We start from the raw sequence: 17,986 nt of genomic DNA, 5'->3' as shown, positions 1-17,986 counted from the left end.
CCGTTCTAAAGACCGATAAAAAAATATCTCGAATTCGAGAATTATTAAATAAAGACTATTGACTTTGAGACTTCACCATTATATAGTTGAAATAGATAGATTATTTAGGAGGAATTATACATGAAAAGATGGACACTCGACGCAGCTCACTCAGAAATCGGCTTCTCAGTAAAACACATGATGATCTCAAAAGTAAAAGGCTCTTTCACTTCATTCGACGCTGAAGTTGAAGCGAACGAAGAAGATTTAAACGGCGCTTTGATCGATTTTAAAATCGACGTAGCAAGCATTAACACAAATAATGCAGACCGCGATAACCACTTGCGCTCCGCTGATTTCTTCGATGCGGAGAATCACCCGCACATCACATTCAAAGCAAACGACATCAAGAAAAAAGATGACGAGTATGAATTGACAGGCGACCTTACTATCAAAGGCATCACACGCCCTGCTACCTTCGAAGTAGAATACGGCGGCAAAGGCACGAATCCTTGGGGCGTAGAAGTAGTGGCTTTTAATGCAGAAGGCAAAGTAAACCGCAAAGACTTTGGTCTTACTTGGAACCAAGCACTTGAAACTGGCGGCGTCCTGGTTGGGGAAGACATCAAAATCTCCCTTGAACTGCAAGCAAACCCTGCATAACAACAAGAAAAGCGGAAGCGCCTGTTCAGCTCTGACAGGTAAAAGCGAAAGTAAAAAGCAGTGCGGAGAACTCTCCGCACTGCTTTTTTAATATTCCTGCTCGATTTTCTTAAGTGGTTTGACTGCGGGACCTTCCAGCACATCTCCTGTATAGGAAAAACGGGATCCGTGGCACGGACAATCCCAGGAACGTTCGGCGTCATTCCAATGGGTCTCACAGCCCATATGGGTACAAGCCGTATCCACCAGATGTACCTGGCCATATTTGTCTTTATAGCCGCCTGCTTTGCCTTTGCCGTATTTCACTAAGCCGCCTTCGTCTTTACCCAATGTTTCGACCGTTTTGGACGGCATTTTCAACTTCCCTTTGATCAGTTCCTTGGCCACGCCGCCATTGTCTTTCAAGAAGCTCAGCGCATCGACAGCCTTCATTTTCGTGCGCGTCGGATCATACAATTCTGCGTAAGGGTTCGGGTTTCCAAGAATTTGATCCGACAGCATCATGGCTGCTACCGCTCCGTTGGACATCCCCCATTTATGGAAGCCTGTCGCTACCAGAATATTGTCGTAGCCGGCAGTGATGGTGCCGACATAAGGCACTTTATCAAGCGTGGTCATATCCTGTGCCGACCAGCGGTACGGGATTTCCCGTATGCCAAAATACTTTTCGCCGAAATTCTCCAGGTTTTTGTAGTGGTCCATGGTCGGCGATTTGCTTTTGCCGGTCGCATGGCCGTCGCCGCCGATCAGCAGGAGTTTTTCCCCATTTTCATCTGTTGCATAGCGGATGGAGCGCGACGGCATATCCGCACTGATGTACATGCCTTCCGGAACTTTCCCGGTCGTTCGGGCTCCGATGACATAAGAACGGTTTATATTGAGCCGCGTAAAGTAAAAGCCATCAGAACTGTTAAATGGATAATGGGTTGCGACAATCACTTTATTGCAGGAAAGATGGGACATGTTTTCCGTTTGGATAACCGGGTCGTTTTTGCTTAAAATCTTGATGGCACGGGTTTGTTCATAAATCTTGCCGCCGAGGCGTTCGATTTCACTGACCAGCTTCGCCAAAAACTTAACCGGGTGGAATTGTGCCTGATTTCGCATGACAAGCGCTTCCTGTACTTCAAAAGGCAATTCCACTTCTTCTTTTGCTAAACCGCCGTTGATTCCCAACTGTTCGTAAGCTTCCGCTTCTTTTTGGATCAGTTTGGCCCCAATGGCTGTATTGGCGTAGATAAAGGCATTTTGATGCGAAAAGTCACAGTCGATGCCAAGTTCAGAAGCCGTTTCTTCGATGTAGTTCAGACCGGCCATATTGGCATCATAATACTGGCGCGCTTTTTCCTGCCCCATAATCTTGATCAGCGGAAAATAAAACACACCATGCTGAGCCGTGATTTTTGCGGTCGTATATCCTGTTACGCCGTCAATCAATTTCCCTGCATCAATCAACGTTACTTTCCGTCCTGCTTTTGCCAGCAAATAGGCGCTGATCACACCGACAATCCCGCCGCCTATAATTCCAATGTCCGTTGACTCGTTGCCTTGGAGTGCCGGGTAACTTGGCACTTCCTTATACTCTCTCCAATAAGACTTCTGCTCGTCTGGAACTTGCGTGATATTTTCTTCTTGCCGCATGCTGTCCCTCCTCTAAGGTTTTACTAAATGTGTACCCTGTCACCCGAATTCCTAACCTATAAGAAAAACCCAAGAGCTGGACAATAAAAAAAGCCCGAAAGCAAATTTCGCTTTCGGGCTTTCAGAAAAAATTCAATTAGACTCTAACGCCTTGAAGAGAGCGAGCTGCTTGTTTTACGCGCTCCATGCCTTCTTCAATAATAGCAGGGGCTGCTTCAGGATCTGCTGCATGCCCTTCAATGATAATTTCGTTGATGTCCTGGATGCCAAAGAAGTTCATGATGTTGCGGATATAAGTAACACTCATTTCAGCAGGCGCTGCTTCCGGTGTTGAGTAAACGCCGCCGCGTGCATTCAAAATAATGACTTTCTTTTCCGGAACCAAGCCAACCGGACCGTTCTCTGTATATTTAAACGTTACGCCTGCGCGGTAGATGTAATCAATAAATGTTTGAAGCGCTGCAGGAATCGTCATGTTCCATAATGGGAAAGCAAATACAACAACGTCTGCTTCCATGAAAGCATCCATTGCTTTAGCAGAAGCTGTCAAGATGCGCTGCTCTAATTCAGTCATCGGTTCAGCTTGAGCCGACTTTTGCATCGCATTGAAAAAATCCTGGCCGAAATACGGCATATCTTCTTCAAATACATCAAATGTCTGGATATTCAAGCCTTTATCCATTTCATTCATAAACACTTCGTGCATTTTGCTTGATACACCTTCTGTAGACGGACGGTTGTTTGCTTTTACTACTAAAACGTTCATTTTAATACAAAACTCCCTTTATACTATTTATATTATTCTCGATTTCAAGACATCCTTATCTTAACAAAAAGCAGAGTAGAAATCCATTACTCTGCTCACATGTCACAGGAATCTCCTGTGCAATAAGTAGTTTCTTTTCTTCCCAATGGTTTCAAAGCCGGACGAATGCCTTCTTCTTCCCCGATTTGGATAAGCGCATCCACAAATGCTTCTACCGGCTGGGCACCAGAAATGGCATATTTTCGGTTAATCACGAAAAACGGCACTCCTTGCACACCAATTTGGCGGGCCTCTTCAATATCTTTCTGTACTTCGGCCGTAAACTGTTCCGAAGCCAGAATTGCTTGAGCGTCTTCTCGTGGAAGTTCCGATTTCTCAGCAATGTCCAATAATACTTCAGCATTCCCGACATTCTGGGCTTCGATAAAATACGCATGCAGCAATTGTTCTGTCAGTTCGGCATCTTTCCCTAAACTTTCAGCCCATTTTACCAAACGGTGAGCTGCAAATGTATTGGCTTCCACCATGCCGTCAAAATTATATTCAAGGCCTACAGTGCGGGCGTGCTCTGCTACACCTTTAGTCATTTCTTTCGCTTGTTCGACTGTCTGCCCCATTTTTTTCGCCAATGATTCATAAGTGGAAACTGTCGAATCGATTGGTGTATTCGGGTTTAACTGATAGGCTTTGAATGAAATGTCCGCTTGGCTTTCATAGCCTGATCTCTTCAAAGCTTTTTCCAGTGTTCGTTTGCCTATGTAACAAAATGGGCACACATAATCTGACCAAATCTCTATTTTCATTTTATCCACCTCTTGGCATTACTATAACAACGAAAACAACAAGCCTCAATTTTTTTGCCTATACAAAGAAAAGCGCAAGCGGCCGTCTAGCCCCGACAAGCGCTGGAAGCCTTGCCGGTAATGGCGTTCTTTGCCATTGCTGGAAAGGCTGAAGCGACTCGAGGGGCTGGGCGCTGGAGCTGGACAAAAAGAAAAGCGGAAGCGCCTGTGTAGCTGCGACAGGCATAAGCCAGACCGGCGAAGTGGCATCCTCTGCCACATAGCTGGGCTGGCTTATGACCCCGAGCATCTAGGCGCTGGAGCTAGACAAAAAGAAAAACTGACTCCTTAAAGGAGTCAGCTAAGCGCTTCGGTGATTACCGGAACAATTTGTTTTTTACGCGATACGACACCCGGCAAAAGAACACGGTTATCAACAACGCTTGATTTGAATGACTCTTCGATGATGTCCGCTCTTCTTCCCAGAACGATGGCGACAGAGTTGTTGTTCAAAATATCGGTTACAACAAATGTAAACAAGTCCAGCCCTTTTTCAGCGATGATTTGCTCTATCAGTACTTCCAACTCTTTTTGGCGAGTAATGACATCATTCACATCAATGGCATTTACTTGAGCCACTTCAAAACGGTGTTCGCCCGCTTCGAATTCTTTGGAATCCAAAGACATCAAATCTTCCAATGTTTTATTGCTCAAATCTGCTCCTGCTTTCAGCATAGCCAAACCGTATTCCTCTGCATCCACTTTTGCAATTTCAGCCAATTCGCGTGCCGCTGCAATGTCTTGAGGCGTGCAAGTCGGTGATTTGAACAGGAGTGAATCTGAAATGATAGCAGATAGCATCAACCCAGCAATATTCGCGGGAATTTCCACGCCGTTTTCCTTGAACAATTTCAGCAGGATAGTAGTTGTGCAGCCTACAGGTTCCGCGCGGAAATAAAGCGGATCCGTTGTTTCAAAATTGGCGATCCGGTGATGGTCAATCACTTCGATGACCTGGACGTCTCCAATATCTTCCGCACTTTGCTGGCGTTCGTTGTGGTCGACAAGGATGACCTGCGACACTTCTTCTGATACGCGTTCAACAAGGCGCGGCTGTTCAAATGCGAACTTCTCCAGTGCATAAAGAGTTTCGTTGTTTAACTCGCCTAAACGGATCGGCTCTGCCTGCATCCCGATTTGGTTTTTTAAATAAGCATATGAAATGGCCGAGCAAATAGAATCCGTGTCTGGATTCTTATGACCGAATACAAAAACGTTTGACATATTATAGCCTCCTGAATGAAGTTGGTTTCCGTGATAATTTTAACACAACTCAGCGCATTGCCGAAATACAATAAGGCATCTGGCGGCAAAACGGCGGATGCTGCAAACTTTTTAGAAAAGAATTGCCATTCCTCTTCTACTTCTGCAGAAAAATAGAGTTGTCAATAGTTTATTAAATAATCTGATAATATAAATCCTACCGAAATAACAGGGACTAAAATACTAATAAAATAGAAATTTAAGCTAGTATATACTTATTAATTTCCAGCAATAAAAAAAGTTTTTAGAAAATAGAAATAATTATATACATTTTAATAGGACAAATGGTATAATTCCCATAACCAATCCATTGCTTTTCAAAAAAGGAGCGAATTTAATGACCATAATTCTGGAAAAAAAATACATTCCGCTTGCCGATTATTTTTCTTCAGCTTCCGCTTCCAAAATCACCTTGTCTTTTAATGAAATTGAACAGATTATGGGTCAACAATTGCCGAATGCCGCTTATTTAAACAAAAGCTGGTGGAAAAAAACAAAACCACCTGCTAAACATTTCCATGCTTGGATGGATGCCGGCTATCACGTCAGCGAAATTATCACCAACCGCTACGTCACCTTTGAACGCACGGATGCTTCGGGGGCCCATAATGCCAACGCTGGCAATGAAGACATCCTGCTGATCCGCGCCGCGGAACATGGCGATGCCCGCTCCCTTGTGTCGCTTCAGCGCCAAGTCGAATCGGAGTCCGAGTTCATGCTGTACGGGCAGAACGAACGCGTCCAGTCTACCCAAAGCATGCGCAAGCAAATTATCGACTGGAAGCAAAAAGGCCACTCGGCCATCTTTATTGCCATCTTGAACGGCGAACATGTCGGTTATTTAATGCTTGTCGGCAACGACGCAAAACGGGCGGCTCACCGGGCTTCCCTGATTCTCGGAGTTCAGAAAAGCGCCCAAAATAAAGGCATTGCCACGTCACTGCTTCAAAAAGCAGAAGAATGGTCGGCTGCAAAAGGCGTCACTCGCTTGGAATTGACAGTTGTCGAAGAAAATACCGCTGCCCGCAAACTTTATGATAAATCAGGCTACGAAAAAGAAGGCGTCCGCAAAAAATCACTGATGATTGAGGATAAGCCGTACGATGAACTTTATATGGCGAAGTTTCTGGATTAAAAAAAGCTCGCAGCCGCGAGCTTTTTTGTTTGGAATTGTTTAATTTAAAATAGTGAGCCACAAGTAAAGGCCCGTCAAGGTGATAAACAAAGTCGGTACCGTCAAAATGATGCCGATTTTGAAATAATAGCCCCAGCTGATCGTAACCCCTTTAACTCTCAAGACATGAAGCCACAAAAGGGTAGCCAAAGAACCAATCGGCGTAATCTTCGGCCCCAGGTCAGAGCCAATGACATTGGCATAAATCAATGCTTCCCGCACGACCCCGGTCGTATTGGTTTCAGCAATGGCCAATGCATCAATCATGACCGTCGGCATATTGTTCATGACTGACGACAAAATTGCCGCGATAAAACCCATGCCGATCGTTGCTGCATACAAACCGTGGCTGGAAGTCCACTCAATCGCCGTTGCCAAAACAGAAGTCAGACCGGCATTGCGCAATCCGTAAACGACTACATACATCCCGATGGAGAAAAAGACGATATTCCAAGGAGCGCCTTTCAAGACCGCTTTTGTATGGACCGATTCGCTTCTGCGTGAAATGGCCAGGAACACAATGGCTACAATGCCGGCAATGAATGATACCGGTATGCCGAGCGGACTGCTGACGAAATAGCCGACCAGCAAAATGCCAAGAACTGCCCAGGACAGACGGAACAGTTTCAAATCTTTAATTGCCGATGCCGGTGCCTTCAAGGCGCTGGCATCAAACTGCTTTGGTATGTCTTTGCGGAAATACAAATACAAAACGAGCATGCTCGCCAGGATGCTGAACAGGTTGGGAACAATCATATGCAGGGCATATTCGATAAAACTGATCCCGAAAAAGTCGGCCGATACAATATTGACCAGGTTGCTGACCACGAATGGCAATGATGCCGTGTCTGCGATAAACCCGGAAGCCATGATGAACGGCAAAATCATGGCATCTTTGAACTTCAATGCCCGCACCATTGCCAATACAATCGGCGTTAAGATGAGCGCCGCTCCGTCATTTGCGAACAACGCCGCGACAATCGCGCCGAGCACAATGACCAGGAAAAACATCCGCAATCCGCTTCCTTTGGCAAAACGCGCCATATGTAAGGCGGCCCATTCAAAAAAGCCGATTTCATCAAGAATCAATGAAATGATAATCAGCGCCACAAAGGTCAATGTGGCGTTCCAAACGATGCCAGTCACGTCCCACACATCTCCAAAGTCGACGACTCCGACAAGCAGCGCCACAACAGCGCCGCCGACCGCCGACCAGCCAATCGACAAATTGCGCGGCTGTGCAATAACTAAAAATAACGTCACAATAAATATAAATCCTGCTAACAAAACTTCCACGGTTCCCTCTCCTTAATTACAAACCACTTTTTTTCCTTCTGCCACCAAAGTTTCAATTGTCCGTTCCGGTTCCGGAAGAAGACTCAATAAATGAATCAGTATCGGATATTGCGGATGGCGCACATTCAACGCCCAAATGGTCCAGCGGCCCCGTCTTTCTTCCGTAACGAGTTCTGCCTGTTTCAATTTGCGCATATGCTGGCTAATGGCCGGCTGCGTCATGTCCAAAAGCTCGGTGAATTCGCAAATGCACAGCGAATCCTTCGACAGATATTTTAAAATCAGCATTCGGTTATGGTCACTGATCGCTTTTAAATACGATTCCATTTGAAGATAATCCATGTTTTCACCTTCTTCGGCTTAGTCTTGCTTATTATATAAGTGTTTGCTTATTGATTCAATAGGCGATTATAGGAAATCAGGATTTATTCACGCTGCTCTTTTTTAGCCCATTTTGCAGCTTAAAAGAAAAGACTTCACACGAACCCCGACAATTCGTTTGCAACTTTTTTCAGCACAAAAAATCCCGGCAGCCAACCTGCCGGGATTTCTCATCTTTTGGATTAAGCTAATTGTTCAAGAACGCGAAGCGCTTCACGGTTGAATGCCGGAATGTCGTCAGGCTGGCGGCTCGTTACCAGTTGGTCCTGGCATACAGCCACTTCCTCATCGACAAGTTTGGCGCCGGCATATTCCATATCTACATGAATGGATTTGTAGCCGGTCGCTTTGCGGCCTTCCAGCGCTTTCGCAGTGATTAATAATTGCGGTCCATGGCAAATGGCAAAGACCGGTTTTTTGGCATCCATGAATGCTTTCGTGAATGCAACAAAGCGGTCATCCGCACGCAATTGGTCCGGTGAAAATCCTCCTGGAAGGAATAACGCGTCGTATTCATCCGGGTTTACGTCATCGATTCCTTTATCGATGGTTACGACGGCTTCACCTTGCTTGCCCGTCACTTCTTTGCCAGCTTCTTTCTCAATCGTAAAGACTTCATGGCCTGCATCGTTGAATGCTTTCGATGGATCCGTATATTCTACATCCTCAAACATATCTGTAATTAAAGTTGCAATTTTTGCCACTATCTTTCACTCCTTCTGTGTAAGTACTCTTTTTTAGTATTCCACACAGAACAAAGATTAAACACAGCACTTACCGAAATTTCGAAACGAACGGATTATCGCTTTCCCAAAAACGGTACGGATAATGGACCGCTTCTTCCGAGTTGCCGATGCCGACGCGCGGTCCGACTGCCACTGCATGAACCGGATCGCCTTCTGCAATATACAAAGGGCGTTCCGTAAAATGATGGCCGTAATAATCCATCGTAATGCCCATCGCTTTTGTTAGTTTCCCAGGACCGCTCGTCCACTGTTTGATGGGCATGTGCTTTCCGCGCAGTTCAGCCATTAAATCGATGCCTTCGACCGGTTCTACGGCACGAATCAAAATGGCGCGCGGCGTATCGACCGGGCCGCTGACCACATTGATCAAAGTATGGGTATGCATTTGGTACGTATAGACAAGTCCGGGTTTGCCGAACATCACTTCCGTGCGTTTGGTGCGCCGATTGCCAAAGCTGTGGGCTGCCCGGTCTTCCGCACCCATATAAGCTTCGGTTTCCACGATGCGCCCTGCGACGATTCCTTGCGGCAATTCGTGCACCAGGATTTGGCCAAGGAGACTGCGGGACAGTTCAAGCGTTGGCGCTTCAAAAAAGTCTGCCGAGATTGGCGTAAACATAAAAACATCCCTCCTAATCCGTATTATACCGGATTAAGAGCCGTCACCGCCTGTATGAGCGGTTCAATTTCCCGGATGGTGCCGTCCTGGAAAGCCTGGACAATGGCGCTTCCGACGATAAAGCCGTCGACATCTTCCCGCAGCAGGTCCACGTGCTGCGCTTTTGAAATGCCGAAGCCGGCATAAACCGGCACTGGGCTTTTCTCCCGGACACGCCGCATAAAGGCCTGGACATCACCCGACATTTCGTCGCGCGCTCCCGTGATGCCTTTTACCGTCACTGCGTAAACAAATCCTTCCGCCTCATTCAAAATGGCCTCGAGCCGCTCTTCGGTAGTTGTCAGCGTCACAAGCTGCACCAAGGCAATTGCTTCTTTTTTGGCAAACGGTTCGACCAGCTCCCGGTGCTCATAAGGCAGGTCCGGGATGATCAAACCAGAAACACCCGCTTTTTTGCACTCTTTCACAAAATGCTCGACGCCGACCCGCAAAACCGGATTTAAATACGTCATAATGAGTAGCGGAATTTTCACTTCAAATGTCCAGTTCTTCATTTCATCGAGCACTTTTTGCAGCGTTACGCCTTCTTTCAACGCACGGTTGCCTGCTGCTTCGATTGTTGGGCCATCTGCCACAGGATCCGAAAACGGAATGCCGATTTCGATGGCGGTCACGCCTGTTTCCTGCAAGTACTGCACTTGCTCGCTCAAGCGCGATAATCCGCCGTCTCCCGCCATAATATAGGCCACGAATGCTTTTCCGCCGGATTCTTTCAAGTCCTGTAATCTCTTCATGACAAACCCTCCAATCTTTCCGCATACGTGGCCATGTCTTTATCGCCGCGTCCGGAAACGCAAATGACCAGGAGTTCATCCGGGTTCATTTCTTTTGCCGTTTTCTCGGCTTGTGCAATGGCATGCGCCGATTCAAGCGCCGGGATGATGCCTTCGAGCCGGGAAAATGTGACCACTGCGTCCAATGCTTCCGCATCGGTAATGGAGACATATTCGACGCGGCCAATGTCTGCAAGGTGCGAGTGCTCCGGACCGACTCCCGGATAATCGAGGCCTGCTGAAATCGAATGGGCTTCCAGCACTTGCCCCGACTCATCCTGCAACAGTTTCATGAATGCACCGTGCAGTACGCCTTCTGTCCCTTTCGCCATAGTAGCTGCGTGTTTTTCTGTATGCAGCCCTTCACCTGACGCTTCGACGCCGATCAGACGGACCGATTCATCCCCTATGAACGGATAAAACATGCCGATGGCGTTGCTGCCGCCGCCGATGCAGGCAAGAACCGTATCCGGCAAACGCCCTTCATGCGCCACAATCTGTCGCTTCGTTTCTTCGCCGATAACGCTTTGGAAATCGCGCACCATTGTCGGGAAAGGATGTGGCCCAAGTGCGGAACCGATCAGGTAATGCGTATCTTCCACATTCGTCACCCAATAGCGCAGCGCTTCGTTGACTGCATCTTTTAAAGTGGAACTGCCTTTTGTGACACTTTCCACACGGGCGCCGAGCAATTTCATGCGGAACACATTCAATTGCTGGCGCTTGATGTCTTCTTCGCCCATAAAAATGACGCATTCCAAATCGAACAAGGCACAGACCGTTGCCGTTGCCACACCGTGCTGGCCGGCTCCGGTTTCCGCGACAATTTTCCGTTTGCCCATGCGGATCGCAAGCAATGCCTGCCCAAGTGCATTATTGATTTTATGGGCACCAGTATGGTTCAAGTCTTCCCGTTTCAAATAGACTTTCGGGCCGCCCCACGCTTCCGTCAACCGCTTGGCATATGTCAGCGGCTGTTCGCGGCCGACGTACTCGGATAAATAACGATGGTATTCATTTATGAATCCAGGATCCTGCTTGGCTTCCGCATATGCTTCTTCCAATTCCTTGACCGCTTTCATCAATGTTTCCGGCACAAACTGCCCGCCGTATTTACCGAAAAACCCGGTTTTTTCAACTGTTTCCTGCATCGAACCACCCTTTGCCTGTTTGATAAACTCCTGTATTTTAACTGCATCTTTTCTGCCGTCTGTTTCCACTCCGCTTGAAACGTCCACCATATGCGGGTTCGTCTGTCCGATGGCTGCCCGGACATTGGCCGGGTTCAAACCGCCTGCCACAATCAGCCGGGAAGCATCCACTTTCGCTCCCTCCAGCAAACTCCAATCAAAGACCTTGCCGCTGCCTCCGCGGTAATCCGTTCCAGGCGCATCGACCAGAATAAAATCAGCCTTCGAGCGCTCCAAATTTTCCACATCTTCTTTGCTGCGAATCGAAAAGGCTTGAATGACCGGCACCTGAATCGCCTCGACCAATTCATCCGGCTCATCGCCGTGCAGCTGCACCATTGTCAACGGCACTTTTTCAACCGTCTCTTTGATTTCTTCAAGTGATGCATTGACAAACACACCGATTTTGTCTGTGCTGATCGGTACATATTGTGCCAGTTCCGCCGCTTGCTCAATCGATACTCGGCGCTTGCTTGGCGCAAAAACGAAACCGATGGCATCTGCCCCTTTTGCCGCTTCGATATGCTGGACTTCTTTGAGTCCACAGATTTTCACTCGCGTCATTTGACCGCCTCCTCAGCTGTCGCTTCTTGGATCCAAGCTCCCGGATCTTCCGAACGCATCAATGCTTCCCCGACCAAAATTCCGGAAGCACCGGAACCAAATGCAACAGCCGCGTCTTCTTTTGAATGCAAACCGCTTTCACTGATCAGCAAACGTTTATCGCCAAATGGAAAGGTTTTAGCCAGTTCGACCGTACGCTCCACCGTCACTTCGAATGTCTTCAAGTCACGGTTATTGATGCCAATCAGTTCGGCATCGAGCTCTAGTGCCTGCGCCAATTCCTGGGCGTCATGCACTTCCACCAGCACTTCAAGATCAAGACCTGCGGCATAATCAAACAACCGGTGCAATTCTTTTTTCTCAAGCGCCGCGACAATCAGCAAAACAATGGTGGCCCCGGCATGTTTCGCACGGTCAATCTGAATTTCGCTAATCATAAAATCTTTGCATAAAACCGGAATCGATACGTTTTTCGCCACTTCCCGCAAGTCATCGATGGACCCTTTAAAATACGTTTCATCCGTCAAGACGGAAATGGCCGCTGCGCCTGATGCTTCGTATCTCTTCGCTTGTGCCACCACATCGACTTCGGTGCGGATATCCCCTTTTGAAGGCGAAGCCCGTTTGATTTCGGAAATGACGCCATTTTTGCTGCGCAAATGATCAGCTAATCTCGTTTTCTTCGGAAAAGACGGACCGTTTGCTTCCACTTTTTCGTACTGTTTAATTTCCATTCGTTTCGTTTCAATGATTTTATCCAGAATCGTCACACTAACACCCCCGAAGCTAAACGATGCAGTTCAAACACTTTGGCGGTATCACCGGACATGATTGATTTTCGGGCTTGATGTACGCCTTCAGCAATTGTCTCGGCGCGTCCACTGACATAAAGCACCGTTCCGGCATTGAGCGCCACCGTATCTAAATACGGGCTTTCTTTTCCTTCCAGTACTTCCAGAAAAATTTCCGCGTTGCGTTTCGGCTCGCCGCCGCGAATGGTGTCAATCGGCGCAGTTTCCAGCCCAACCTCATTTGGATGGATCGTCAGATGGCGTTTGCCGTGTTCATCGAAAACGATCAATTCGTTGACGCCTGCGAGCGACAATTCGTCCAGTCCACCTGCTCCGTGGACGATGGCTCCGCGTGTTCTGCCTAAGCGCATCAATGCGTCTGCCATCGGCTTCATCATGTCCCGGCGGTAAACGCCTGTCATTTGGACGGTAATCGGCAGCGGATTGGCAAGCGGCCCCACCAGGTTGAAAATTGTCGGTGTGCCGATGCTTTTGCGCACTTCGCGAAGGTCCCCAAGTGCCGGGTGGATGGCCGGCGCAAACAAGAAAGCAATGCCTGTTCCATCCAGCATTTCCGGAATGCGCTCAACTTCCACTTTGGTGGAAATGCCGAGTTCTTCGAGCACATCGGAGCTGCCTGTTTTGCTTGAAACGCTGCGGTTGCCGTGCTTCGCGACGGTCATGCCGCATCCTGCCAGGACAAACGCCGTCAAGGTGCTAATGTTGAAACTGTACGAACGGTCGCCGCCTGTACCGCAAACATCGACCAATTCGCCGCTTACTTCCGGAAGCGGCACCGCTTTTTCTCTCATGGCTTTGACCATCCCGACCAATTCATCGGCTGTTTCGCCTTTCTCATGAAGGTTCAGCAAAAATTGCTTGATGCTGTCCTGCTCTATCTTTCCGTTCAATAAATCCAATGATTTTTCATACATGCTCTGCTCTGTTAAATTCTCTGCTTTTCTCATGCTATCTCTCCTCAGCTCGTATTGAAATGCAAAAATCCCCGCAACCGGATTGATATCCGGTTGCGGGGACGGGGTTAAACCGCGGTACCACCACGCATTAATGCAATTTTGCACTCACTTAAATCAGGCTCTTCGCCTTTCCCTTTAACGCAGGGCCTACGTCTCCCTTACTCGCTACCGCTTTCAGGCCAGCTCTCCTAAGTCCATTCGCGCAAGCAATCCAATCAGCTCCCACCAGCCGCTGACTCTCTAAAGTGGATTCACTTGCCTACTCGTCTCAATCCTCGATTTGCACGCTCTTCTATTCTGACTCTTCTCTGGGCTCTTCTCTCAAATGAACTTGCCGCTCGTCCAACAAGTTGACACTCATATTACAATTGTTTTGTATATTCTGTCAAGTGTTAACGACTCAAACATTTTACAGAAATACATCAACAGCCAATCTGTACATTTTTGTTATACCGCTCAATCAAAGCTTCTCTGCTCTTGGTAATGACGATCCAGCTCTTTTCGCAATGCAGCTTTCAGGAACTTGCCGACGGATGTTTTCGGCACTTCTTTTAAGAATACGATATCATCCGGCACCCACCACTTCGCAAATTGGCTTTCGAGGTAAGCGAGCAGTTCCGCCTTCGTCTGTTCATTTTCTTCGTAGCCTTCTTTCACCACAACGCAGGCCAGCGGGCGCTCAAGCCATTTTTCATGCGGAATCGCCACTACTGCCGCTTCAAATACCGCTTCATGCGTCATAAGGGCATTTTCCAGATCGACAGAAGAAATCCATTCGCCGCCGCTCTTGATCAAATCTTTTGTGCGGTCCGTCAATTTGATGTAGCCATCCGGTTCAATGACTGCTATGTCTCCCGTATAAAGCCAACCGTCCCTGAACGCATCATTCGTGCGTTCATCTTTATAATATTCATCGGCAATCCATGGGCCTTTGACATTGAGTTCGCCCATCGTTTTGCCGTCCCACGGCGCTTCGCCTTGTTCATTGACAATGCGCACTTCAAGCCCGGGCATCGGCAGCCCTGCCATCGAACGGCGCTCGATGCGCTCAGCCATTGACAGATTCGCCATCGCCGAAGTCGTAACCGCTAAACTGACAAGCGGCGAAGTTTCCGTCATGCCATAGCCTGTCACAAATGGCACCTTGTACTTTTCTTCAAATGCCCGGATTAAGCCTTTTGGCGAAGCGGACCCTCCGCAGATAATCATCCGAAGTGAGTCCAAATTGCGCGGATTGGCTTCCAGTTCTTTTAAAACGCCCAGCCAGATGGTCGGAACCCCAGCAGTCAGCGTCACCCCTTCTTGCTCAATCAAATCCAATAGCATTCCGGGCGCAAATCCCGGCCCCGGCAGAACCTGAGTCGTACCGAACAGCACCGCTGCAAACGGCAGCCCCCACGCGTTGGCATGGAACATCGGAACGATGGACATTGCCACGTCGCGCTCGGACAGCCCCATCGAGTCGTTCATCCCCAGCGCGAAACTATGGAGCACGAGTCCGCGATGCGAATACACGACTCCCTTTGGATTGCCCGTTGTCGCTGATGTATAGCACATGCCGGCCGGTGTGTTCTCATCCAAATCTTTCGGAAATACGTAGCTGCCGTCTTCTGCGCCAACCAGCGCTTCATAGGAATGAACCCTTTCCAAAGCCGTTTCCGGAAGGTCCACCCCGTCTTTCATAATGACGAAATGCTTGACGGTTTTTAGCTGCGGCGCGATTTTTTCAATCAGTGGAAACAAGTCATGGTCCACCAGCAGGATTTCATCTTCCGCATGGTTGATGACATAAATGATGTGTTCAGGAGAAAGGCGGATATTGATCATATGCAAAATTGCACCGGAGCCCGGCACCCCGAAATACAATTCCAGGTGGCGATGATGATTCCAGGCAAAACTGCCGACTTTCGTCCCCCGGTCCATGCCCAGTTTTTCCAGCGCACTTGCCAGCTGGCGGGTCCGTTTCGCAAAATCTTTATAGGGAATGCGGTGGATCTGCTCGCCTGTCCGCGAAATGATCAGCTTATCAGGAAAGTATTGCTCAGCACGTTTCACAAAAGAAGATAATAGCAGCGGTGCATTCATCATTGGACATCAGGCTCCTTTTTCTTTGCGATTTGGGGTTCACGTAATCTGGTCAGCAGAAATTCACTGCCTGGCGAGCTGCAAAATGTGGGTGCTCATGGCGTTCATGCGCTTTCAGTACGGGCGCTAAACAGCAATCAATATTCATGGATACCTCGTACCATTCCCGCCAGTCTTTTGTTTTGAAAAAAGCAGCGACTTCTGCATGTTCTTCACTACCAACGGCTTTTGCACTCCATTTTTGCCAATTCGGCTTTTCCGCAAATTCGCAGAAATTGTACCAGAATTTCTCTTCGAGCGCTCCGAGCGTGACGTATCTTCCGTCTTTTGTCTCATAGATAGCGTAGCTGATGCGGTTTCCTGAAATCTCAGGGATGCCGCAAACTGAAGCGCTCGCCTGATGATAAATATCGTGGTTGCCCTGGAATTCAGCCATCACTTCAGCCAGTGCAATGTCCAAATAAGCACCTTCGCCGGTTCGGAACTTCCGCAGCAACGCGGCGGTGATTTTTTCGGATGCCAATAAGCCTCCGGTATAATCTGCAAATGTATTCGAAGGGTGCACCGGCCGGCCATTGCTGTCGGCCATTTGGTCCAATGCGCCGGACAGGGCCAAATAATTCAAGTCGTGGCTGCCAAGTTCAGCAAGCGGCCCTTTTTGCCCGTAGCCGGACAGTGAACAATACACCAAATCCGGCTTGACTGCTTTTAAGCTTTCATAATCCAATCCCAGCTTTTTCATAACGCCCGGCCGGAACGTTTCAATCAGCGCATCTGCCGTCTTGGCCAATTCCAGCATTTGCTCATGCCCTTCTGTTGATTTCAAATCCAGCTGAACAATGGTTTTCCCTTTATTGTTTGCTTCGTGCACGTAGCCGCCGCTCATATAACGCGCCGGATCCCCCGCCGGCGGTTCGATTTTGATCACTTCCGCGCCCATTTCCGCCAGGCGCATCCCGGCATAAGGCCCAGGCAAGTAATAGGTGACATCCAACAAACGGACTCCTGCTAATGCCTTATCCATTTATAAGCCCATCCGTTTGGCAATAATGGTTTTCATAATTTCATTGGATCCGGCATAAATGGCAGCAACCGGCGTATCGCGGTAGCGCCGCGCAATTTTGTATTCTTCCATATAACCGTAGCCGCCGTGCAGCTGCATGCATTCGCCGGATATCTTTTTCGCCGTATCCGTCAGCCAGTATTTTGCCATGGATACTTTCGAGACAATATCTTTGCCGGCCATATGGTCTTCAATCAACGATTCTAAAAACGAATGCCCCAGTTCAATTTCAGTCGCCATTTCAACCAACTTAAATTGCGAATTCTGGAAGGAGCCAATCGGTTTGCCGAATGCTTTTCTCGATTTGACATATTCAAGCGTCGTATCCAACATGTCTTCTGAAGCGGTTTGTGCAGCAATCGCAACGACCAGGCGCTCCTGCTGCAGTTTTTCCATCAAATATGTAAACCCTTTGTTTTCGTCGCCAATCAGATTTGCTGCCGGTACAACACAGTCTTCAAAATACAATTCCGATGTATCCTGTGCGTGAAGGCCGACTTTATCGAGTTTCCGTCCTTTGGTGAACCCGGGCATCCCTTCTTCAATCATCAAAAGCGAGATGCCGCGGTGTTTTGGCTCTGCCTTCGGATCTGTCTTGACAACCACTACTACATGAGTGCTATTGATGCCATTGGTAATAAAGGTTTTTTGTCCGTTGACGATGTAATTGTCTCCGTCCCGCACCGCTGTCGTTGAAATATTTGCCAAATCCGATCCCGCTCCCGGTTCCGTCATGGCAATCGCCGTAATATATTCTCCAGTCACGCAGCCCGGCAGCCAGCGCCGCTTTTGTTCATCCGTTCCGTAAGCTTCAATATACGGGACAGTGATATCGTTATGCAGGCCAACCCCGGTCAAGCTGGTGCCGACACGCTCCATTTCTTCGCCAATGATGACAGCGTAGCGGAAATCCAGTCCCAGCCCACCGTACTGCTCGTCTACTTGCGGACATAAAAAGCCCATGTCGCCCATGCGTTTCCAAAACGATTTCGGGATGATATGCTCTTTTTCCCATTGGTCATATTGCGGCACGGCTTCTTTTTCCAGGAATTTTCTTAGCGATTTCCGGAACAGCTCATGCTCTTCTTCTTCAAAACGGTATTTCCCCATCTC

Annotated in this window: 17 protein-coding genes and 1 other annotated feature; of the genes, 2 read left to right on the top strand and 15 right to left on the bottom strand. The window is 48.2% G+C overall.

Annotation, left to right across the window (positions count from 1 at the left end):
* Positions 1-120 precede the first annotated feature (120 nt).
* Positions 121-642: a YceI family protein gene (locus tag HU147_RS07245; protein WP_224075612.1), complete on the top strand. Its 522-nt coding sequence runs from the start codon at positions 121-123 to the stop codon at positions 640-642.
* A gap of 87 nt (positions 643-729) precedes the next feature.
* Here HU147_RS07245 and HU147_RS07240 read toward each other — a convergent pair whose 3' ends face one another.
* From HU147_RS07240 to HU147_RS07225, 4 genes are all read right to left on the bottom strand, one after another.
* The gene (locus tag HU147_RS07240) at positions 730-2,283 is read right to left on the bottom strand and encodes an FAD-dependent oxidoreductase (RefSeq protein WP_224075611.1); all 1,554 of its coding nucleotides are present in this window, start codon (positions 2,281-2,283) and stop codon (positions 730-732) included.
* Between the two features lie 136 nt (positions 2,284-2,419).
* A complete protein-coding gene (locus HU147_RS07235) occupies positions 2,420-3,049 on the bottom strand; it encodes an FMN-dependent NADH-azoreductase (protein WP_224075610.1) in 630 nt (209 codons plus the stop codon).
* Between the two features lie 95 nt (positions 3,050-3,144).
* Positions 3,145-3,852 (bottom strand): DsbA family oxidoreductase, encoded by a 708-nt coding sequence (locus tag HU147_RS07230; protein WP_224075609.1) that lies wholly within the window; start codon positions 3,850-3,852, stop codon positions 3,145-3,147.
* 336 nt (positions 3,853-4,188) lie between these two features.
* Entirely contained in the window at positions 4,189-5,115 is a 927-nt protein-coding gene (locus HU147_RS07225) for a manganese-dependent inorganic pyrophosphatase (RefSeq protein ID WP_224075608.1), read from the bottom strand.
* 376 nt (positions 5,116-5,491) lie between these two features.
* On the opposite strand from HU147_RS07225, the gene HU147_RS07220 reads away from it, so the two are divergent.
* The gene (locus HU147_RS07220; protein WP_224075607.1) at positions 5,492-6,289 is read left to right on the top strand and encodes a GNAT family N-acetyltransferase; all 798 of its coding nucleotides are present in this window, start codon (positions 5,492-5,494) and stop codon (positions 6,287-6,289) included.
* 39 nt (positions 6,290-6,328) lie between these two features.
* On the opposite strand, the gene HU147_RS07215 is transcribed toward HU147_RS07220, so the two are convergent.
* From HU147_RS07215 to HU147_RS07165, 11 genes are all read right to left on the bottom strand, one after another.
* On the bottom strand, positions 6,329-7,624 hold the full coding sequence (locus HU147_RS07215) for an arsenic transporter (RefSeq protein ID WP_224075606.1): 1,296 nt from the start codon (positions 7,622-7,624) through the stop codon (positions 6,329-6,331).
* Between the two features lie 12 nt (positions 7,625-7,636).
* Positions 7,637-7,966 (bottom strand): ArsR/SmtB family transcription factor, encoded by a 330-nt coding sequence (locus HU147_RS07210; protein ID WP_224075605.1) that lies wholly within the window; start codon positions 7,964-7,966, stop codon positions 7,637-7,639.
* Between the two features lie 221 nt (positions 7,967-8,187).
* On the bottom strand, positions 8,188-8,709 hold the full coding sequence (locus HU147_RS07205) for a type 1 glutamine amidotransferase domain-containing protein (protein ID WP_036807556.1): 522 nt from the start codon (positions 8,707-8,709) through the stop codon (positions 8,188-8,190).
* 70 nt (positions 8,710-8,779) lie between these two features.
* Positions 8,780-9,370: a DNA-3-methyladenine glycosylase gene (locus HU147_RS07200; RefSeq protein WP_036807559.1), complete on the bottom strand. Its 591-nt coding sequence runs from the start codon at positions 9,368-9,370 to the stop codon at positions 8,780-8,782.
* A gap of 23 nt (positions 9,371-9,393) precedes the next feature.
* Positions 9,394-10,164: a tryptophan synthase subunit alpha gene (gene trpA / locus HU147_RS07195; protein ID WP_224075604.1), complete on the bottom strand. Its 771-nt coding sequence runs from the start codon at positions 10,162-10,164 to the stop codon at positions 9,394-9,396.
* Entirely contained in the window at positions 10,161-11,957 is a 1,797-nt protein-coding gene (trpB, locus tag HU147_RS07190; protein ID WP_224075603.1) for a tryptophan synthase subunit beta, read from the bottom strand. The genes trpA and trpB overlap by 4 nt, the downstream gene beginning before the upstream one ends.
* Entirely contained in the window at positions 11,954-12,727 is a 774-nt protein-coding gene (gene trpC / locus HU147_RS07185) for an indole-3-glycerol phosphate synthase TrpC (protein ID WP_224075602.1), read from the bottom strand. The genes trpB and trpC overlap by 4 nt, the downstream gene beginning before the upstream one ends.
* Entirely contained in the window at positions 12,724-13,716 is a 993-nt protein-coding gene (gene trpD / locus HU147_RS07180) for an anthranilate phosphoribosyltransferase (protein WP_224075601.1), read from the bottom strand. Before trpD ends, trpC begins: the two co-directional genes overlap by 4 nt.
* 61 nt (positions 13,717-13,777) lie before the next feature.
* Positions 13,778-14,010 (bottom strand) — a binding site (T-box leader).
* Between the two features lie 171 nt (positions 14,011-14,181).
* Positions 14,182-15,813, bottom strand: a complete 1,632-nt coding sequence (locus HU147_RS07175; RefSeq protein WP_224075600.1) for a long-chain fatty acid--CoA ligase — start codon at positions 15,811-15,813, stop codon at positions 14,182-14,184.
* 49 nt (positions 15,814-15,862) lie between these two features.
* Positions 15,863-16,834 (bottom strand): CaiB/BaiF CoA transferase family protein, encoded by a 972-nt coding sequence (locus HU147_RS07170; RefSeq protein WP_224075599.1) that lies wholly within the window; start codon positions 16,832-16,834, stop codon positions 15,863-15,865.
* Positions 16,835-17,983, bottom strand: a complete 1,149-nt coding sequence (locus tag HU147_RS07165; protein WP_224075598.1) for an acyl-CoA dehydrogenase family protein — start codon at positions 17,981-17,983, stop codon at positions 16,835-16,837.
* Positions 17,984-17,986: the final 3 nt, after the last annotated feature.

It is taken from the genome of Planococcus chinensis (genome assembly GCF_020071995.1).
Classification (GTDB): Bacteria; Bacillota; Bacilli; order Bacillales_A; family Planococcaceae; genus Planococcus; species Planococcus chinensis_A.
This window is presented reverse-complemented; position numbering and strand designations above follow the sequence as displayed.